At 42.2% G+C, this 20,782-nt stretch carries 22 protein-coding genes; 20 read left to right on the forward strand and 2 right to left on the reverse strand.

What is annotated here, in order from left to right; genetic code table 11:
- Positions 1 to 93 precede the first annotated feature (93 nt).
- A complete protein-coding gene (locus G519_RS0103615; protein ID WP_029193523.1) occupies positions 94 to 393 on the forward strand; it encodes a spermine/spermidine synthase domain-containing protein in 300 nt (99 codons plus the stop codon).
- A gap of 49 nt (positions 394 to 442) precedes the next feature.
- On the opposite strand, the gene G519_RS0103620 is transcribed toward G519_RS0103615, so the two are convergent.
- Positions 443 to 1,321, reverse strand: coding sequence for an AraC family transcriptional regulator (locus tag G519_RS0103620; RefSeq protein WP_029193524.1), 879 nt, complete (start codon positions 1,319 to 1,321; stop codon positions 443 to 445).
- A gap of 132 nt (positions 1,322 to 1,453) precedes the next feature.
- Here G519_RS0103620 and G519_RS0103625 point away from each other — a divergent pair, with 132 nt between their 5' ends.
- From G519_RS0103625 to G519_RS52880, 19 genes are all read left to right on the forward strand, one after another.
- Positions 1,454 to 3,964 (forward strand): glycoside hydrolase family 2 TIM barrel-domain containing protein, encoded by a 2,511-nt coding sequence (locus G519_RS0103625; RefSeq protein WP_029193525.1) that lies wholly within the window; start codon positions 1,454 to 1,456, stop codon positions 3,962 to 3,964.
- 70 nt (positions 3,965 to 4,034) lie between these two features.
- On the forward strand, positions 4,035 to 5,144 hold the full coding sequence (locus tag G519_RS0103630) for a glycoside hydrolase family 88 protein (protein ID WP_029193526.1): 1,110 nt from the start codon (positions 4,035 to 4,037) through the stop codon (positions 5,142 to 5,144).
- Between the two features lie 112 nt (positions 5,145 to 5,256).
- Positions 5,257 to 6,375: an alginate lyase family protein gene (locus G519_RS0103635; protein ID WP_244279995.1), complete on the forward strand. Its 1,119-nt coding sequence runs from the start codon at positions 5,257 to 5,259 to the stop codon at positions 6,373 to 6,375.
- A gap of 269 nt (positions 6,376 to 6,644) precedes the next feature.
- Positions 6,645 to 8,933, forward strand: a complete 2,289-nt coding sequence (locus tag G519_RS41585) for a chondroitinase-B domain-containing protein (RefSeq protein WP_161632900.1) — start codon at positions 6,645 to 6,647, stop codon at positions 8,931 to 8,933.
- A gap of 356 nt (positions 8,934 to 9,289) precedes the next feature.
- Entirely contained in the window at positions 9,290 to 9,487 is a 198-nt protein-coding gene (locus G519_RS0103645) for a hypothetical protein (RefSeq protein ID WP_029193528.1), read from the forward strand.
- Positions 9,488 to 9,623: 136 nt separating this feature from the next.
- Complete coding sequence (locus tag G519_RS0103650; protein ID WP_029193529.1) at positions 9,624 to 9,920, forward strand: DUF6509 family protein; 297 nt, start codon at positions 9,624 to 9,626, stop codon at positions 9,918 to 9,920.
- Positions 9,921 to 10,365: 445 nt separating this feature from the next.
- The gene (locus tag G519_RS41590; protein ID WP_036631962.1) at positions 10,366 to 10,980 is read left to right on the forward strand and encodes a phage integrase N-terminal SAM-like domain-containing protein; all 615 of its coding nucleotides are present in this window, start codon (positions 10,366 to 10,368) and stop codon (positions 10,978 to 10,980) included.
- Entirely contained in the window at positions 10,920 to 11,405 is a 486-nt protein-coding gene (locus tag G519_RS41595) for a tyrosine-type recombinase/integrase (RefSeq protein ID WP_051253038.1), read from the forward strand. The genes G519_RS41590 and G519_RS41595 overlap by 61 nt, the downstream gene beginning before the upstream one ends.
- 628 nt (positions 11,406 to 12,033) lie before the next feature.
- Positions 12,034 to 12,399 carry a hypothetical protein gene (locus G519_RS0103660; protein ID WP_029193530.1) on the forward strand — a complete coding sequence of 122 codons (366 nt, stop codon included), beginning with the start codon at positions 12,034 to 12,036 and terminating at the stop codon, positions 12,397 to 12,399.
- A gap of 295 nt (positions 12,400 to 12,694) precedes the next feature.
- Entirely contained in the window at positions 12,695 to 13,378 is a 684-nt protein-coding gene (locus G519_RS0103665) for a hypothetical protein (protein ID WP_029193531.1), read from the forward strand.
- A 197-nt stretch (positions 13,379 to 13,575) separates the two neighbouring features.
- The gene (locus G519_RS0103670; RefSeq protein WP_029193532.1) at positions 13,576 to 14,244 is read left to right on the forward strand and encodes a hypothetical protein; all 669 of its coding nucleotides are present in this window, start codon (positions 13,576 to 13,578) and stop codon (positions 14,242 to 14,244) included.
- A gap of 224 nt (positions 14,245 to 14,468) precedes the next feature.
- Positions 14,469 to 14,924: an SLATT domain-containing protein gene (locus tag G519_RS0103675; protein ID WP_029193533.1), complete on the forward strand. Its 456-nt coding sequence runs from the start codon at positions 14,469 to 14,471 to the stop codon at positions 14,922 to 14,924.
- A 1,330-nt stretch (positions 14,925 to 16,254) separates the two neighbouring features.
- On the forward strand, positions 16,255 to 16,434 hold the full coding sequence (locus G519_RS52870; protein ID WP_268633507.1) for an Mpo1-like protein: 180 nt from the start codon (positions 16,255 to 16,257) through the stop codon (positions 16,432 to 16,434).
- Positions 16,391 to 16,576: an Mpo1-like protein gene (locus tag G519_RS52875; RefSeq protein WP_268633506.1), complete on the forward strand. Its 186-nt coding sequence runs from the start codon at positions 16,391 to 16,393 to the stop codon at positions 16,574 to 16,576. The genes G519_RS52870 and G519_RS52875 overlap by 44 nt, the downstream gene beginning before the upstream one ends.
- A gap of 285 nt (positions 16,577 to 16,861) precedes the next feature.
- A complete protein-coding gene (locus tag G519_RS49880; RefSeq protein ID WP_154669529.1) occupies positions 16,862 to 17,020 on the forward strand; it encodes a hypothetical protein in 159 nt (52 codons plus the stop codon).
- 556 nt (positions 17,021 to 17,576) lie between these two features.
- A complete protein-coding gene (locus G519_RS0103690; protein WP_244279996.1) occupies positions 17,577 to 18,128 on the forward strand; it encodes a nucleoside/nucleotide kinase family protein in 552 nt (183 codons plus the stop codon).
- A gap of 238 nt (positions 18,129 to 18,366) precedes the next feature.
- Positions 18,367 to 18,783 carry a GNAT family N-acetyltransferase gene (locus tag G519_RS0103695; protein WP_029193535.1) on the forward strand — a complete coding sequence of 139 codons (417 nt, stop codon included), beginning with the start codon at positions 18,367 to 18,369 and terminating at the stop codon, positions 18,781 to 18,783.
- 284 nt (positions 18,784 to 19,067) lie between these two features.
- The gene (locus G519_RS0103700; RefSeq protein WP_029193536.1) at positions 19,068 to 20,045 is read left to right on the forward strand and encodes a hypothetical protein; all 978 of its coding nucleotides are present in this window, start codon (positions 19,068 to 19,070) and stop codon (positions 20,043 to 20,045) included.
- A 307-nt stretch (positions 20,046 to 20,352) separates the two neighbouring features.
- Positions 20,353 to 20,484, forward strand: coding sequence for a hypothetical protein (locus G519_RS52880; protein ID WP_279626865.1), 132 nt, complete (start codon positions 20,353 to 20,355; stop codon positions 20,482 to 20,484).
- Between the two features lie 81 nt (positions 20,485 to 20,565).
- On the opposite strand, the gene G519_RS0103710 is transcribed toward G519_RS52880, so the two are convergent.
- The gene (locus G519_RS0103710) at positions 20,566 to 20,769 is read right to left on the reverse strand and encodes an ATP-binding protein (protein WP_409371982.1); all 204 of its coding nucleotides are present in this window, start codon (positions 20,767 to 20,769) and stop codon (positions 20,566 to 20,568) included.
- Between the last annotated feature and the right edge of the window lie 13 nt (positions 20,770 to 20,782).

The raw sequence follows: 20,782 nt of genomic DNA on the forward strand, positions 1-20,782 counted from the left end.
TTGCACCTAGTAACGCAGGGGAATGCAAGGAGAACCTCAGCCCACACTTTCTCGTTTCAAAATATTGTCTTGCTTGAAGCGAAAGACGTACGGATGTATTTGGATAAGCAGCTGCAATTCAGTTCATTGGATGAACGCTTTTACCACGAGGCACTCGTTCACCCGGCAATGACGATGTCGCCTAGTCGCCGTAATGTCTTAATATTAGGCGGAGGCGATGGATTCGCAGCAAGAGAAGTGCTTAAATACAAGGATGTAAAATCCGTTGATCTGGTTGAGTTGGATCCCAAAATCAATAAAATAGCCAAAAGGAAAACCATATCTAGATTGAATGATCGATCATTATACTATGTTAAATATTATCATCTTGATCAGAAAGAAGCCGTAGGGTGATAAGGAAATGAAAGGGAGCTATTTGGATAGTCCTCTTTGTTTTTTCCTACTAGGGTTGGCCTGACGACCGTTTAAACTGATAGGGGCTCAATCCCACGTGTTTCTTGAACATTTGGCAAAAATAAGAGAAATTCCCCAGACCTACAGCCTGACCGATTCCTTGTATAGAGGTATCGCTTGTTTTAAGCAATAAACATGCTTGACGAATGCGTCTAGCGGTCAAATATTCGGTAATGCTGCTGCCTACGATTTGTTTAAAGACCGCGGATATGTGATTTGGCGATAAATGAATGGCCTGTGCGAGTTGATTAAGCTCAAAAGGCTCCATGTAATGGATTTCGATCCATTCCATTACCTTCTCAGCAATGGATGAGGACTTTACTTTGGCATTCCGTTCCGTGGTTAGGGGATAGCCGGTGCTTGGGTAGGAAGTTTTCAGATGATGCATCAGGCTGGTCAAGAAGAATAATTGCTCTTCGAGCAATTGTTCTGGTTTGGCATGCTCAATTGTTTGCAGATGAGCTTGAAGCAAGTTATGCAAAGCTTCCGTGTCTAGTCCGCTTATCATTTGAATAGATAGGGGGTCTTTCCAAAGCTTTTGGAAAAATTCACGTATCGAAGGGAAAGCCGCCAAACAGCCATCCAGCAGCGCGGGTTCGAATACGAAAAAAGATCGGATGTACGCTTGATGGGCTTCCTCGTTCATCCGTATCCGATGAAGCTGGAAAGGTCTGAAGTAAAACAGCATGCCCGGAGCTAGGTCGAAAATTTGTTGTTCCACAATGACGGTACCCGTGCCTTCGTGGACGATCAGGATTTCCATCCCTTGATGTGCGTGATAGATTTCAGCGAATGCATTTGTCCGATTTCGATAAAATTGAAGATGTGCCGGGTGTTGATTCAAGTTTAAGTAATTCATTACCTTCATAGTCGGAAGGACTCCCATCTTCGCTAAACTGTTAAATCATAATATAACGACATTTTATCATAAGAGCACTACACTCTGTTCGATTGATTTTTGCTATACTGAGGGCAAGAATTTCGGTGGGAGTGAGAGACATTGTTTGGTCAACGGTTGATTCAGAATTGGGAGCATTACTGTGGGAGTCTAGGAGGCGTGTGGGAGGTATGGCGGGGTGATAAGCTCCAAAATCACTATAATGTGCCATGGAGGCAAATAGCGCTTCCGCATTCTTACAATGCTTTGGATACAATGGACCCAGACAGTAAGTACTATCAAGGACAGGGCTGGTATCGTACTAAGCTTGCCGTAAACAATCCGTATCCGAACGGTAGAACACTTCTTCATTTCGAAGGAGCGGGACAGCGTTCTAAGGTATTCGTTTATACCGAGCAGGTAGGAGAACACCTTGGAGGGTACGATGAATTCACGGTAGATATAACGGAAGCCGCCGAACGAGCGCAGGAAATGGAACGCTATGAGGGGAAAGTTCCCGTAGCCGTCATGTGCGATAACAGCCGTGAACTTGAGACGATTCCGTCAGATGCTAGTGATTTTCACCTATATGGAGGTGTGTACCGCTATCTGAATCTGGTCTATGTGCCAGCGGTATCGCTGGAGAAAGTACATATCGAGACGGACATCCCAGATTTGAAAAAGTCGATCGCTTCCGGCTCCGATTCGCTTTCTTCCTGTACGGTGAAAGTTCGCGCAACATTATATAATCCGAAGGGTTTGAACGAAAACCTGCAGCTGACGATCCAATTAACGGACCCAACGGGTTGTGTGATAGCGGTTTCAAATGTGAGTGCATCGCCGTGGGAAGGGGATAAGGAGCTAGCCATATTCGAGCTTGATACACCTAATCTCTGGTCGACGGTACAACCTGACTTGTACAGCTGTAATGTGACCCTTTCGAGCGTTCATGGAGAGACAACGGTTAACGAGAAATTCGGGGTTCGTTTCTTTGAGTTTATGAAACAAGGTCCTTTCAAGCTTAACGGTGAGCGGTTACTGCTTCGCGGTACTCATCGTCATGAGGATCATGCCGGTGTTGGACCTGCGATGACAGAAGAGATGATTCGTGAAGAAATGCAATTGATTAAGAGCATGGGTGCTAACTTTATACGGCTCGGTCATTACCAGCAATCGAGAATTGTTCTGAATCTTTGCGATGAGCTCGGCATATTGGTTTGGGAGGAAATTCCTTGGTGCCGTGGTGGGTTAGGGGGCGAAGCTTACCGACAGCAGTGTCGCGATATGCTTAAGGCGATGATCTCGCAGCATTACAATCATCCGTCCGTGATTCTTTGGGGGCTCGGCAATGAAAATGATTGGGAATGCGATTTTGATTATTTTGACCAAGAAGAAATCCGTGGCTTTATGAAAGAACTTCATGACCTGTCACACCAGTTGGATGCAGGGCGTCTGACCGCGATACGGCGATGTGAGTTTTGCAAAGATATTATTGATGTTTACTCCCCTTCGATTTGGGCAGGGTGGTATCGAGGCATATACACAGATTACGAGAAAAGCTGCAGGATGGCCTTTGAGCAGGTAGACTCCTTTTTCCATATGGAATGGGGGGCAGATAATTTGCCAACTCGGCATGTGGAGAAAACGTACACGGGTTTTGAGTTTATTCCTAACGGAGATGGAGCAACAGAGGAGCGAGATGGGGATTATTTGCTGACTGGAGGCGAAACGCGTGTCTCTCGGGATGGAGACTGGTCGGAGACGTACTTCTGTGAAATGATCGATTGGTATTTAAAATGCCAAGAGGGGATGGATTGGCTAACTGGCGCGGCACAATGGTCCTTCAAGGATTTCGCCACGCCAGTCCGTCCGGATTCACCGATTCCGTATCTGAATATGAAGGGAATCGTTGAACGTGATTTGACGAAGAAAGAAGCCTTTTATGTCTTTCAATCCTATTGGTCTAAGGAACCTATGGTTCGCATTTACGGTCACACGATGCCAGTCCGTTGGGGTGCTAAGGATGAGCAGAAGTGCCTAAAGGTTTATTCCAACTGCTCTAAGGCGGAGCTATTTCTTAACGGGGTTAGTTTGGGCGTGAAACATCGAGATTCCAAAGACTTTCCATCTGCGGGTCTGCGTTGGAATACAGTTTTCAATCCTGGCATGAACCATGTGCAGGTCATCGCTGAGAAGGATGGCATCATTGTGAAGGATGAGCTGACCATTGGCTACCAGACCGAGTCATGGGGGGAGCCGACGGAGCTTCGGCTTACGTCAGTGAAGCAGGATGATGGCCGTATCTTTGTGGAAGCGCGTATGTTTGATGCGAAGGGAGTTTTTTGCCCTGATGCTTCTCATTTCATTCGTTTTGGACTTAGCGGTGATGGCAAGCTGCTTGATGGTCTTGGCACGATCCATGGCTCGAGGCTAGTACAGCTGGCGACTGGACGTGCAGGGATTTATATCGATCCGCTGGGTGGATGTGCTGCTGTCATCGGTGAGACCGCATTCGTATCTGCGGGGGGACCTGCCATGGCTGCGGTCAAAGCGGGCAAGGCAACTCATCAACCGGTCTCGGTAGTCAGCGCGAAGTGTGAAGGATTGGCTACTGCTTTTATCACGTTACATTAAAATCAAAGGAGCGAATCGAATGGAGAACAAGACAACGATTCAAGCGGACAAGTGGAAGAACGCCGCAAGCATGAAGGAAGCACTGTCCCACGTTTGGGAGGCTCTGCAGGTTAAAGTTGATCGAATGATTGAACAGCTCGGGGATAAATCTCCGCATGTGGCTAAGGAAGACGGTATCTACGATGACATGCGGCACGATTGGTGGACTTCCGGTTTCTGGCCAGGCATCCTGTGGATTATGCACGAAATGACCGGCAAGGAGCATTACAAAAAAGCGGCGTGGAGCTGGGACGAGAAGTTTGAAAAGAAGATGATCGAGGCTAACAACTATCACCACGATGTAGGCTTTCAATTCCTGCCGACTGCGGTTATCAAATACAAGCTGACAGGCGATCAGGACGGTAAGCGCCGGGGGCTGTTTGCAGCTAACTTCTTAACTGGACGCTTCAATCTGGCTGGTCAATTCCTGAGAGCGTGGAATCAAGAAAAAATCGGTTGGTCCATCGTAGATTCGTCTATGAATTTGTCTATTTTGTTTTGGGCTGCTCAAGAGTCGGCTGATCCGCGGTTTGAACATGTAGGCAAGGCGCATGCGGATACGGTGGTGGAGCATTTTATCCGAGAAGACGGATCTGTGAATCACATTCTGAGCTTTGATCCTAGGTCGGGCGAGCTTATCGAGTCTCTTGGCGGGCAAGGGGCAGGACCTCATTCTTCCTGGAGCCGTGGGCAAGCATGGGCGCTGCATGGTATGGCCAACACTTACCGCTACACTGGGGATGCCAAATATCTCCATGCAGCTAGACGCGTAGCGCACTATTTTCTAGCTTGCTTACCGGAGGATTATGTAGCGCATTGGGATTTCCGCGCAAATGAATCCTTGGAAGGCCTTCCGCGCGACACGTCTGCGGCAACCTGCGCAGCGTCTGGTTTGCTTGAACTGGCTGATGCACTTCCAGCCGTTGAGGGTGCACTTTATCGACGGGCAGCGGAACGGATTTTGCTTTCCTTGACCCAGAACTATGCAACATGGGATCAACCGGAGCATGAGGCAATCCTGCTTGGCGGAACAGGCAATTTCCCCGCTGGGCAGAACGTTGACGTTTCCTTGATCTATGGTGACTATTATTACGTTGAAGCCATTGCGAAGCTGTTGGGCTGGAAAAATCGTATTTTCTAGCAATACTGGCCTGGACCTGCTATTTCATTATGGAATTAGCAGGTCACAGGTCAATTTCTTTTACTTGAATTGCCGGTGGAAGATTAGTAATTGGCAGGGGAGGAGCATGAGGATGGGAATCATGAAGTTACACAAGGAACAATGGAAAGATTACTTTGATATGGACAGAATTATCCATGATGCGGAGGAATCGCTTCACGCCCCGATGATACATATAACAGATCATATGGCTCATGGAAGCCCTGGGGGCTTGTATGATTATTATTCGAATGGAGACTACTGGTGGCCGAATCCGGATACAGAGGATGGACTGCCGTATATTCGTCGCGATGGGGAAAGTAACCCCGGCAATTTCGATCATCACCGGAGCACGCTGCGGCTTATGAGGACGCATGTGGTCAGGTTGGCTTCAGCCTATCGGATCACGGAGGACGAACGATATGCGGCAAAAGCGATGCAGCTTTTGAAGGCGTTTTTCTTGGATGAACAGACCCGAATGAATCCGCATCTGTTGTATGCCCAAGCGATTCCTGGCGTATGTGAGGGAAGGGGAATCGGGATTATCGATACGCTTCACTTGATAGACGTTACGGTCGCCTTTGAAGCTTTGCAAAAGGCATTGCGTAAGGAGGAAACTTCAAGGCAGGGCCTCGTGGAGTGGTTCTCCAGTTATTTGAATTGGATGAGTACACACCCCCAAGGCATTGAGGAAAGGGACGCGACCAATAATCATGGGATCTGCTGGTTCGTGCAAGCAGCTGCATTTGGACGGATGACCGGAAATGAACAAATGCTTGCCTATTGCCGGGAACAATTCAAGACCCGTTTGCTGGCTGAGCAAATGGATCAGAACGGCAGCTTGCCGAGGGAATTAGCGCGAACTAAGCCTTACGCCTATTCCATCTTCGCTTTGGATAATCTGGTCACCCTCTGCCATATCCTATCCACTCCGAACGATAATCTATGGGATTATCAATTACCCGATGGAAGAGGAATCCGGAAGGGAATTGATTTTCTGACACCTTATTTGATGAATAAAGCTGCATGGCCTTACAGGCATGATGTAGAGTGCTTTGAAGATTGGCCTGTCGGGATATCGTTGCTACTATTCGCGGGGCTTGCTTACGAATCTGATGATTTGTTGAAGCTGTGGCACGAGCTGGATAAAAGCCCATCAAGTTCAGAGGTGCGTCGAAATATGGCTATCCGACAGCCGCTTCTTTGGTTGTGAAAATGTGAAAAGCAACGCCCTGAAGGGATGTCTGGTAACTCTGACACTCCCTTTTTTACGTTTACATCCATATTTGAATAGCTAGATTAGCTAATGAGGGTGTGTAGTTTCGATTTTAAAGATCAATTTACGATTATGAAGATTTATTATCTTGATGATTTATTTAAAATTGAGGGAGAGTGCGCACTCGACGACTATGAAAGGAGTTCAAAAGTTAGAAAGGATTGGTTGATTTGAAAATGAAATCAAGATTAGAGGAGGATTTCTTAATGGGAAAAGGAAAAAAAGCAGGCATTGTTCTGTTACTCGTTAGTTTGTTTCTTGCCATGATCCCTTTTTCAGGTTATGCAGCCGACGCTAAATTGTCGATCGCGCCATCTGGTGTGACGGCAAGTGCGGATGATGGGAACGTACCTGCAAATACCGTCGATGGTAGCTTAACGACCCGTTGGTCTGCTAGTGGTGACGGGCAATGGATCAAGTTCGATTTGGGTACCGTTAAAAAAGTATCTTTCATTAAAATTGCATTTTTAAACGGGGATACGCGAACATCGAATTTTGATATACAAATATCTACGGATAATGTAAATTTTACGACGGTTCAGGCTAACGTGACGAGCAGTTTGAATACAAGCCTGCAGATTTTTGATTTTCCGGATGTAGATCCCGTCCGTTATGTGCGGATTGTTGGACATGGCAACTCCGTGAACGCATGGAACAGTTACACCGAGGCGGAAATTTACGGAGACACTTCTGCAAGCGCTTCCGCGGACTCCAAGTTCTCCGTCCCAGGTGCTTCTGTGACTGCTAGCGCTGATGATGGGAATGTGCCTGCTAATACGGTGGATGGAAGCTTAACTACTCGCTGGTCTGCTAACGGCAATGGGCAATGGATCAAGTACGATTTGGGATCGAATGTCAAAGTTTCCTTTATTAAGATTGCATTTTTAAGCGGGGATACAAGAACCTCCAGTTGCGATATTCAAACCTCCACGGATAACGTGAATTTTACAACGGTTCAGGCCAACGTAACGAGCAGTTTGAATACAAGCTTGCAGACTTTTGACTTCCCTGATGTAACGTCTGTCCGTTATGTGCGAATTGTTGGACATGGCAACTCCCTGAACACATGGAACAGCTATACGGAGGTAGAAATTTATGGGGTTGTTCCAGTTACTCCTGGTGTACCTGTCTCCACATCCGCTGAGCTAACAACGGCTTTGAGCAATGCCAGTGCCGGTACCACAATCGTACTCGCGAATGGGAGTTACACACAAACAGGCCCTTTCGTCTTGAGTAACAAAAACGGCACAGCGAGCAGCCCCATTACGATCAAGGCGGCTAATCAAGGACAAGCGATTATTTCTGGCGGAGCGTCCTTACAAATTCAAAACTCGTCCAATGTCGTTATCGAGGGACTTAAATTTACAAACTTAGGAAATACTGCCCTACTCCTAGATGGGTCTAATAACATTAGAGTTACTCGAAATCTATTCGCGCTGCAAGCGACCGGAAGCACTCTAATCTGGCTTCAGGTTAGTGGAGTCAATAGTCATCATAATCGAATCGATCATAATGACTTCGGTAACAAGAGCGACACGGATCCTCTAATTGCCTATCAAGGAGATGGTAACGGGAACATCTCTCAGTATGACGTCATCGAATATAATTACTTTCATGATGTAGGGCCATGGGTAGCTAATGGCAAAGAAACAATACGCCTTGGATTATCGGGAATCTCCTTGTCCAATGGGTTTAATACCATTCAGTACAATTTATTTGAGAACTGCGATGGCGAACCCGAAATCGTGTCTGTGAAGAGCAGTAATAACACGGTTCGCTACAATACCTTCAAGACCTCCAAAGGAGGGCTCACCTCAAGGCATGGTCATTTCAACTCATTTTACGGCAACTTTTTCCTTGGCGATGGGGTAGAAACGGAAGAAGCGGGAATCCGTATTTATGGCAACGACCATAAGATATACAACAATTACATGGAGAATCTTACGGCTAACGCCATTATTCTTGACAATGGCAATTATGATGGAGGTACAAGTGGGTATCCTTCCAATCCAACGGCTGATGACTCGAGAGCGCAGTGGAAAATTTACAGAGCGCAAGTTGTCAACAATACGATTGTTAACAGCACGACGGGAATTATTGTTGGTTCCAGTAAAGCGTTTGCCACTCAGGACAGCAGAATAGCTAATAATATCGTGAGAAATTCCACGGGTACTCTTTATGATGAAGTTGTGACTACCAACAACGTATTCGAAGGGAATATGGGGTTCGGCAGTACAGTAAGCAATAATAGTTCGAGAACGACTGCCCAAATTTGGGGAGTAAATCCGCTGCTTACAACTGTAAACGGCTTGCAGAAATTGTCTTCCGGCAGTCCGGCGATCAACGCTGCATTGGGAACCTACACCTTTGTGACAGAGGATATGGATGGAGAAACACGCGCCACCACGGATATTGGAGCTGATGAACGATCTTCAAGCACATCCTTTGGGAAACATCCATTGGTGGTAACTGAGGTAGGACCGAACGCGCCTTAAGTAAGGAGTAGATGGTTTACGGATATGGTTTAAAAGAAGATCGCAACAGCTTTGGCTGTGCGGTCTTTTTTTTGCATAAAAAAGTATAAGTTATCGGTTCGCGAAAACCGGATTCTTATGTGGTCACTCACCACCGAACCCATCCCCTAACCGTAAGCCGCTCAACCGTCCAATTCGTGTCGATGCTCCCATATAGCCGCTCCTTTGCAAGCGAAACAATTCATGTTCACCCCCCTGTTAACATATTCTTGATTATCTTCCTGCTCTATGCACTCAACTATCTTATGAAACTTGATAATGTTGGAAAATCCAAGTAGAGTTTAGGGGTAGGAGATGAAAGTAGGGGGTTGTTAGATTTGAAAAAACTGGGTATTGCGCTGCTGATCGTCTCTGGGATTGCACTTTTATCGGCATTTACCATTCCATTCTTCGTTCAACTGGAAGTGAGATCGCTGGTTGGATCGCTGGTCTTCTTATCGTTAGCGAGATTGCGTTCTGGACAGGCGGCATCATTCTTGGTAAAGAAGTGGCGAGAAAATATAGACGGTACTTAAATCCTAGAAACTGGTCGCGAAAACAGAATAGGTCGAGTAACGATGGAGAATAAATGAAAAGATACATTCCCGAAAGTTTAGCTTTTTTCGTATTTTCAGGTATACTATAACCTGCAGATGAAAAAGGGGTGGTTCAATGTTTACAATGACAAGTTACACCGTGGAATTAGTGAAAGATCCATTTGGGATTTTGACGGGGCAGCGATATGAATTTCTCATTGATATTGAGGTTGAGGAAGATGACGAATTATACTCGGAAAGCGGCTTATATATCAGAGCGATCTATAGCGTGGAAGAGGAAAAGTCTGGAATTATGAAATACGAGCTTTACGAGAAAACGACGCAGCTCTATTTGGATTTTGATTTAGAGGATGATGAAGTTGCCGCAGTTGAAGCGTTTTGTAAAGAGCATTTTCATGAAGGAAATGAATAAGTAAGTGAACAGCCATTCGAGATGCGTTCATCCTGGATGGCTTTTTTTCAACCCAACGAATCTAGTATCCTCGCTATGTATTTATTCAAATCAAACGGATGCCGAAGCAGTAAACTCATCCTGAGACCTGCCCCAAGTGCGGTTAGCCCAATAAAATATTCATATTCCCCTAATTAACAAGCTATTTACTCGTTCTCTACACCTAATAAGTCATTATAAATACTATAAGCTGACACGCAATACTTATCATGTATACTTTATTCGAATGAATAATCCGAAAGCATCGGGACTGTCACTCCATTGGGAGGGCTGTCCTTTTTTGTTTGGATCTAAGAACGACGAACGTCTCTTTAAGTTTTCACATCTAATTTAATTGAGCACAAAGTGCGGAAGAATGCAGGGATATTTTGGGATTTATTGAATTGAATAAAGGGGCGGTCCACTATTGATTTATATTACTCAAATTAATAATCTCTTCATTATTAAATCAAATGGTTACCAAGCAGATGTTGTTTTAAAAATCCGCAAGATTCCTTGTCGCGTATGGGTTATAGCGAAGTTAGAATGGACAGTCCCAGATAATGAAGCAACGGTCCAGCTACTACATGAATTATTTGAGGGAGAGCATGTTCATTTCGAAACTTCGTTGCGATTGGAAGAACATCTTATTCAAAAATGGTTTCCTTACGACGCTGCAACAGCTAAGGCCATACGTGAATATTCGGTTAAGTTTACAAATCTGATGACTCTTAAAGGATTCAGCCCTAAAACGAAAAAAGCATACGAAGGTCATATCCGAAGATTTTGCCTAACTCATTCAGAAGTGTTTTTACAATTAAATGTCAAGAATGTACATTCTTATATACTGGGCATATTTGGGCAAGAACGCTCACATTCTTATATTAATCAGGCCATGAGTGCGTTAAAGCTTTTTTTTGGAAAGGTATTTGGACGTCCCGAATTCATTATGAATCTCCCACGCTTACCTATTCTTCCGGTTTGCGAGTTGGAGAAGTTGTCCGTCTTAAGCTACATGACCTTGATAATGAGCGTTTCGTAGTTCATATACGGCAAGGCAAAGGCAGAAAAGAGCGATTAACCTTATTGTCGCGATCGGCTTATGAAATGATTTGTATCTATTTGGAGAAGGAAAGTCCTCATACTTGGCTTTTTCCTGGAGTTGACCGTGATCGCCCAATCACAGAAAGGAGTATTCAACGAGTATTTGATCGTGCACGTGATGTAGCAGGAATCCGAAAACCGGCAACCATTCATACGCTCCGTCATTCCTTCGCAACGCATTTGCTTGAAGGTGGCACCGATTTACGCTACATTCAAGAACTTCTCGGTCATGAAAATATCAAAACTACGCAAATTTATACCCATGTAAGTGTGAAAGACGCACGCCGCGTAATGAGCCCTTTAGATCGAATATTTCCGAGTAGTGGAAATATAATTAACACAGATTCCTCTCATGAAGGATGATAAAACGACATATGTCGCAGATTTTACGTTACACGACAGGCGAAGGAAAATACGGGGAACGATCTGGAAAGTCAGTGATAGCATTCTATTGATACGTATGAGGAATCAGTAAGAGCATGCCACGGAAGATGATTCAATGAAGATAGTGCCGATGGCACTAAGGAACAAGACCACCAACAAGATCGAAAGGAATAAATATCCAATTACTTTCGAGTGATCAAGGCGTGTTCTTGATATTGTAGCGAATTGAGCAAGTGCATGCCACGGAAGGAAGTTCAGGGAAGCAATCGCCGATGGCACTAGAGATAGAAGAAGAGCAAGAGAAACAACCATGAAAGACAGGCAGATCTGAAACCCAGATGAATGCAATTTCGGAGAAGAATGTGGGTAACTCAAATACCAGTCGTGTAACAACGTTTTCCCACTGCGGGGCGTACGCCCCTTGGTCCGACCGAAGGATTTCGGGGATGAAGTTTCAGTCGGACACATCCACCTTCGGTGGACATCGGGAACACAAACACGTTATAAGAAATCAGCGCAAACCGAAAAAAACAATGACAATTTCTTTTTAGACTATAAAGAACGGGCAAATTACTTCAAATAGGTACGAAGAAAGGACAATACTAACATGGAAAACGTATCAAATTTAGATAAGTGGGAATCAATAAAATCTTTGCAATCGACAATTAGTAAGCTTCAGAATGCCTTATCCCAAATGACACATAATGGCGCAAATACTACTCTAGTAAAGAAAAGACTCAAAGCTGTTTACATAGGCTTAGCTATACTAGAAAACGTTTGGAATCAAAGCCCCCATCATTATACCCTGGAAGATTTAACAGAAGCTCGAAATGTTATTACTGGTTTATTACCATCAATTGAGAACAGTTATGCTAAGTCAAAGACTGGTAGTCCCCAAAGAACACTTTTAGAAAGAAGAATTAAAGCGCTGGAACTATCTATTCAAGCGATTGACGAACTTTCCACTAAATAACTCGTAATGTAAACGAAGAACCACTTAACTAACGAACAGGATACGATAATTGATATGTGTAGGTATTTCGAAGAAGGCGCTGACATCTTATAACACCGCATTCACGCTGCGGGTCGCTATCGCGCCCCTTGGTCCGCCAGAGGAATTCCGAGGAAGTTGAACCAGGCGGACAACCCTACACTGCCAAACCGCATCGCGGCCGTTCCCTTCGGTCACTTAAGGCAGTGAGGGTTCGTGAATGCCTGAACGTTATGCGTAATTACTGGAAACCAATTTTATAAAGTAGGTGTCAACTGTGGGGGCTTTTCAGGCAATCTTAGCATTATTACTTTTGTTATTATTAATGTTCATTTTCTATAAATTGGAATCCTTAATCTCAGCAAAGGCTTTAGTTTTTACCCCTATAACAATTCCAATATTATTTTATTTAGCTAACCTTGCTAGCTTTGGCTCAGTAATGGACATATTTGGAGATAATAAAACTGAAATCTTTATTTGTCTATTTCTTTTCAGTTTCATGATTAAAGGATTTTATATTTTATACATTTTTGAAAGAATCGCTCAATCCTCAGTAGATAACAATATAACAGGAGCACTATTTAGGATCGGATATGCCGCTATATCATCCTGTATATATTTTGCCCTAATTTATACAACAGTATATCGAGTATCAGGAAACACCGCTTTTCAAGGTAATGTGGGGGAAGGAATAGTTAGTCAATTCATTTCATTTTTGTATTTAAGCACTATTATCTTTACTGTAGGCTTCAGTGATATCAGCCCAGTAGGGAACTTTCCACGATTAATAGTTTTATTGGAAGTTGTGCTCGGATTTATAACTGTTATTTACGCTATATCTTCGTTCACATATTTTAAAGATAAATTCAAGGTGAAATCTTCATTTTTAATTAATAAACATAGGCGAAAGTTAAAACAAAGAATAATAAGGAAACGAGGGCATACTCGAAGAAGCCAGTAACTACGCAAAACACCGTATTCACGCGGCGGGCCTTACGGCCCTTGGTCTGCAGAGATTTTCGAGGAAGCGGATTCAACAGACAACCCTGCACCGACTAAGCGCATCGCGCCCGGCCTAACGGCCTTAAGTCAGTGAGGGTTCGTGAATACCAGAACGTTAAGCGAAATGACCGGAATGATTAGAAAGAAGGTGAAACATTGAAATATCTAGTGAAATTTATTCTACCTGCAATATGTATCATTGTGGTTGTAACGGCTTTCTGGATTTATCCAAATTTCGGTCCAGGGGAAAAAGAATATTCAACCATTATATTGCAACAAGATGAATTATCGAAGATAACCACTAATTTGCAAACTGAACTTAATAATCTAAGAAGTGAAAATCAAAACCAAAGGGATACAATAACAGAATTAACAGTAAAACTACGCACATTTGATACAGTATTTATGACGCAATCTGATAACGAAAAGAGTATACAAATATTAAATCGTGTTATTGAAAGATTGCCTGGGATTAAAAAGAAGTTGGCATTTATCAAAGAACTCAAGAAAGAAAAAGACAAATATTATTTGATACTAGACTATGTCGACTGGTTCTCAGGAGATGAAGCAATAATGGCAGCTAAAGAGGATCATAATCCAAGTGATACTCCCAATGGTTTTTATATAAGGAATAAACAAATAGATTATGACAAGGTGTTACTAGAGGAGAATACGTTAATATATGTTTTGGAGGGAGCTCTAACTAAAAACATAGAATTTAATAAGTTTATATCCGAGGTATCTAATCAAAATCAAGAACGATTATTTAATATCTTGATAACTGATGGAAACGTAACATTACTTGAAGAACAATATAGACCCTAGTAGGTTATTCAGGATGCCAGTCACTTCGCTTAACACCGTATTCACGCTGCGGGGCTGTCGCCCCTTGGTCTGCCAGAGGGGATTTCGAAGAAGCGGATGCATGCAGACAACCCTGCGAGGCTAAGTCTTCGATCCGGCGCTACCGCGCCTTAAGCCTCTCGGGTTCGTGAATACAACAACGTTATGTGAAAGAAAAGCAAATATATAAAAAAAGGAGATAAATTATGACTATCAAAGCATCTAGTAGATATGATTTTTTAATTAATTCATTAACAAATCTAGCACAAAAGGCTTTTATGGATGAGAAGAAATATAAGAAAAGAATGGATAGCTTAAAGATCATTAATATCATATTATCATTTTCCGTGACAGTATTATTGGGATTAAAACTAGGTTGGTTCTCTAATATGGCATTAGTATTAAGCGCAGCTCTTACTGCCTTTAATACATGGGAAGGATATGCAAATTACAAAGAATTATGGATAAGGAAAACTGAATTAAGAATAAAACTAACTCAATTAATGGGAGATCTTATGATGCACTTAACTAAACCAGAAAATCACGAAGATATGGAGAAATATAAGGAATTCTATAGGAGATATGAAGAGTTAACAGAGTATCATTCTAAAGATGTCATAGCCATTTATCAGAGGGAGAATGAAAGCCATATTAATTCGTAAAGATCGTATTAAAGACCGCCCCCTTTTTAAAACTTAATTTGCTAGCAATTCAAAGAAGGCGCTTCCATCACATAACACCGTATTCAAGCTGCGGTCGCTACGCTCCCTTGGTCTGCCGGAAGGATTTCGGGGAAGAAGAATCGGGCAGACAACCCTGCGAGGCTAAGTGGCGGAGCCACCCGGCGATACGCGCCTTAAGCCTCGCAGGGTTCGTGAATACAACAACGTTACACGACAGGCGAAGGAAAATACGGTGAACAACCTGGAAAAACAGTGATAGCATTCTAATGATATGTATGAGGAATCAGTAAGAGCATGCCACGGAAGAAGATTCAATGAAGATATCGCCGATGGCACTAAAGAATTAGATCAACAGCAAGATCGAAAGAGATAAATATCCAGTTACTTTCGAGTGATCAGCCATAGGCGTGTTCTTGATAATGTAGCGAATTGAGCAAGTGCATGCCACGGAAGGAAGTTCAGGGAAGCAATCGCCGATGGCACTAGAGATAGAAGAAGACCAAGAGAAATAACCCATGAAAGACAGGCAGATCAGAAACCCAAATGAATGCAATTTCGGAGAAGAATGTGGGTAACTCAAAGACCAGTCGATTAACAACGTTTTCCCACAGCGGGGCATACGCCCATTGGTCCGTCCGAGGGATCTTGAGGAAGATAATTCAGACGGACACATCCACCTTCGGCGGACGTCGGGAACATAAAACGTTACACGACAGGCGAAGGAAAATACGGGGAACAACCTGAAAAGTCAGAGATAGCATTTTAATGATAAGTATGAGGAATCAGTAAGAGCATGCCACGGAAGAAGATTCAATGAAGATATCGCCGATGGCACTAAGGAACACGACCAAAAGCAAGATCGGAAAAATAAATTTCCAATTACTTTCGAGTGATTAACCATAGGCGTGCTCTTGATACTGTTGCTAATTGAGCAAGAGCATGCCACGGAAGGATGTTCAGGGAAGCAATCGCCGATGGCACTATTTGAAGCAGACAAGAGAAACAGCTATGAAAGACAGGCAGATCAGAAACCCAAATGAATGCAATTTCGGAGAAGAATGTGGGTATCTCAAAGACCCGTCGTGTAACAACGTTTTCCCACTGCGGGGCTTGCGCCCCTTGGTCCGACCGAAGGAATTCGAGGAAGATTATTCAGTCGGACACATCCACCTACGGTGGACGTCGGGAACACAAGAACGTTATAAGAAAGCTGGGCAAATCTATTAAAAACTATAAAAAATGAACCCCTAATATAGAAGAACACAGCTCGAAAAAATATTGAGATGAGAGTGATGTTTTGTTGAATCGAGTGCGAAGTGATTTAAAATATTATCTTACAGAACATCAGAACAAGTACAATAGAATATTACATTATTTTGCTTTTTTGTCCGCTTTCATTGCATGGATATATTTGTTTATTGATCTCAGAGTGACAATAACTTGCAATGATACATTATTTGTTATCCTGGATCGGGCACTTTTATTTTGAAGGAAATAAACCAGCCTCCTTCCGTTATCCACTTGTGGGATTTTACGCCGGATTCACTTGGTTTTTTATAAAGACGATTGAAATATTAACAAATAAAGAAATATTGAATAAATGGATAAACAAAGATAACAAGGAAATCTAATTAAAGAAAACTTTAGAATAGAGTAGAAATTATTTTGTAAGTATCTCAAGAAGGCCCAGCCATCTTATAACACCGTATTCACGTTGCGGGGCTGACGCCCCTTGGTCAGCCCGAAGGATTTCGGGGAAGTGATTTCAGGCAGACAACCCTGCAAGGCTAAGTGGCGGAGCCACCTAGTCGCTGACGCTCCTTTAAGCCTTTCGGGTTCGTGAATACAACAACGTTATAAGAAATGTCCGAAATACTATAAAATCAAAAAAACATTTAAAAAAGAAGAGGAAAATAATGAATACTTCTTATGATGAGCAAGCAAAGAAGATATTGGATTCGAATGAAATAAGCAATTCAGAAATTAAAGAGCTTCTAATTCTATCTGCTCATTCATCGAAGAAAGCAGAAGAGTATTTTAAAGCGAATATCCAGTTAAACAACAAAAATTATTAAATTCTTTAATTGAGATCTCAGGTGATTTTGATGATTTTGGTGACTCTGCTCTCGAAGCTTCATACGTTATTAAAGAATTTTCAAATAATTTATTAAAAGACCATGAAGACTCTTTGATAAATATATTTTTAAACGATGAAAGAGGTGCCAGGACATTTCTTGCAATGGCATTAGGGAAGATCAAGAGTAAGAATATTAAAGACTATATTTATGAATTAAGTAAAGATAAAGAACTACAAGGAAATTGGATTATACAGAAAGCTATTGAATATTATGAAGACACAAATTAAAGAACAATTGTGAATGTAATTCAAAGAAGGCGGCCACATCTTATAACACCGTTTTCCCGCTGCGGGGCTTACGTCCCTTGGTCCGCCAGAGGAATTCCGAGGAAGTTGAACCAGGCGGACAACCCTACACTGCCAAACCGCATCGCGGCCGTTCCCTTCGGTCACTTAAGGCAGTGAGGGTTCGTGAATGCCTGAACGTTAGACGAAACTCTTGATAATACAATTAGACCAGCTACAACCATTTTCGTATTTTCAGGAGGGTAAACTTGAAAACACCTTTTGTTATAGCAATCTCAGCGGTTTCAGGTGGTGGAAAGACTACAGCAATACAACTTTTAAACAAGCGATTGACTAATTCTACTGCATTATTTTTCGATGAATATGATTTTGAAGGACCAGAAAATTTAATAGAGTGGGTTAGACGTGGAGGGAACTATAATGAATGGAAATTACAACCTCTGATAAATGATTTAACTACGATATTGGATAACAAAGACCATTGTAATGAATATATATTGCTAGATTACCCATTTGCTTACTTGAATCACGAAATGAAAGAATATGTAGATTTAGCAATATTTATTGATACCCCATTAGATGTGGCAATGGCAAGACGAATATTGAGAAATCAAATAACAACTAAAGAGATTAGAATTGACATGGAATCATATTTGTCTGGTGCGAGAGAAGCATACGTCACTATGTTAAATACTGTAAAACCAAACTTAGATATAGTTATTGATGGACTTGTAGGCAAGGATATTTTGGTAGAAGAGATTATTAAGACCGTAAAGAAGCATTTGAAAATTATTCGATGAGGTCAAGAGCTTCGTCTAACACCGTTTTCCCGCGGCGGGGCTGCGCCCCTTGGTCTGCGAGAGACATTTCGAGGAAGCTGAGTCAAGCAGACAACCCTGCAAGGCTAAGTGGCGGAGCCACCCAGTCGCTAACGCTCCTTTAAGCCTTTCGGGTTCGTGAATACAACAACGTTAAGTGAAAGTCAGGTAAACCCGGATAAAACCATATTTTAAATCATTATATTTGGGGGATTTCAAGATGTATGAAATAAGAGAAATGACTATTAATGATTATGAGATGTCAATAGAATTATGGCAACGTACAGAGGGCATGGCGTTAAGTGAAGCTGATTCTAAAGAATCAATTAATTACTATTTAAACAGAAACAATGGTATGAGTTGTGTATGTGTAGATAAGGAGCGCGTAATAGGGACGATATTGTGTGGACATGATGGTAGGCGGGGATATATTTACCATGTAGCAGTTGATCCAGAATATCGAGGCAAAGCACTGGGCAAGAAATTAGTGGTAAGTAGTTTAAAGAAATTAAAATTAGAAGGTATATGTAAGTGTCATATCATGGTGATTGCAGTTAATGAAATTGGAAATAAATTTTGGGGAAGAACAGGTTGGATTCGAAGAGACGGGATATTACTATATTCAAGCAATACATAACAAGAAACTATAAATAATGAAATTTAACACCATATAGAAGAGCATTTTGCAAGTAATATCGAAGATGACCTGACCATCACCTAACACCGTATTCCCGCTGCGGGGCTGTCGCCCCTTGATCTGCCCGAGGAGATTTCGAAGAAGCGGACTCAGGCAGACAACCCTGCAAGGCTAAGTGGCGGAGCCACCCAGTCGCTGACGCTCCCTTAAGCCTTTCGAGTTCGTGAATACAACAACGTTATCGGAAATTGAAGGCAAATATTAATATTACAGGATGCGATTCAATGAAGAAGATAAAAATAGAAAAATCACCAATACCTATTATCTGGCTAGACACCCTTGCAATAATTGAGATATATAAGACAAAAATAGGAAAATCATCCGATAATAGAGTTCAGAAACTATACGATTTGATTAAAATGAAAGTCGTGGAGAGAAAGCTAATTTGTCCATTAGGTGATCATGAAGAAGAAATAGAGGAAGATCTAAAGGACGTAATTAACAATATATTGGGTTTGACACTTGGTATCAGGTTTAAGGCTAACGAAGATATACAACAGACGCAAGTATTTAAAGCAATCAAATTGTATGAAACGAACGAGATACCTATACTCACATATAAAGATGCTATTTATAAGGATCCGTTAGAAGAGATTAAAACTACTAGTCCATTTATCATATCCGTTGTTGTTAATTCAACCTCAGAAGAGATTAGTAGAAGAAAACACACAAAAAAACTAAATTTGGATGAATTACAAAGTGCTAAAGAAAACTATTATATAGATAAAGATTTTCACAAGCAGTTAGAGGATGAGTTGATGGGCCACTATAGCGCAACTAGATATGTATATGAAACACTAATGTATAAATCAAGAAATAAGGTGCCATTTACTGAAAGAGAATTTAATCAAATCAATAATATGCTCGCACTTCCCCTAACTTATTGGAAGAGGTATAAATCAAATGGGTTAACTGGTTATCTTGAGTTTCTTAAATCAGTTGAATATAAGAATCTTCCATTTGTAGATATTAATGCAAGGATGACCGCTGATTTATTTATTTCAAAAAGGAAATTGATTGATAGTGGAGATCCGACTGATATATCTAATATTTCAACATTGCTGCCATTTTGTAATTATGTTTTAACTGATAAAGACCAAATGAACAGAATTAAACGGCTAAATATAGATAAGAAGTACGATACTTATGTTTATTCTATGTCCAATATTGATGAGTTATTTGATAAGTTAGAAACCCTTTAATTCAAATGATTTTGAAAGTAACTCATAGTAGGCCTCAACATCCGATAACACCGTTTTCCCGCTACGGGGCTACGCCACTTGGTCTGCCCGAGGCATTTCGAGGAAGTGGAATCGGGCAGACAACCCTGCACCACCTAACCGCATCGCGGCCAGTCGCTACGCTCCTTTAAGGTGGTGAGGGTTCGGGAACACAACAACGTTATACGCAATTTCTGCATAATCAAAAACAAAGCTCTGAAGCCCCCTAATTAGATTGGAGTCATCAATATGCAATAAGGTACAATATTGGTGAGGGGGAATGAGACGTATGAAAAGCAATATCCTATATGATGAGCAACGAATCAAGGTAGCTCAAGAGGCACTTAGTGGAACGAAGTTATCTTATGTGTTTTGTCAAGTGAAATTCCCTGGTTTTATCAACAGCTTTTCCCTGGTATAATCATCGGTTTTTCCCTGGTTTTATCATCAGGAATTCCCTGGTTTTATCATGAAATTCCCTGTGGAATTTCCAGTTAATCGGTCACTTTTGACGCATTAATGCGTGCTTAAGGCGGTAACTTTCTCCTTCAAAAACAATGAGCTGTCCGTGATGAGCAAGACGGTCAATCATCGCCGCAGCCATCTGGTCGTCGGTGAAGATGCCTCCCCACTTGGAGAATTCGAGATTGGTCGTAATGATGAGGCTTCGTCGTTCGTAACTTGCAGCAATCACTTGAAAGAGCAGTTGGGCTTCTTCT

Source organism: Paenibacillus alginolyticus DSM 5050 = NBRC 15375 (assembly GCF_000422905.1).
In the GTDB taxonomy this organism is placed as follows: Bacteria; Bacillota; Bacilli; order Paenibacillales; family NBRC-103111; genus Paenibacillus_E; species Paenibacillus_E alginolyticus.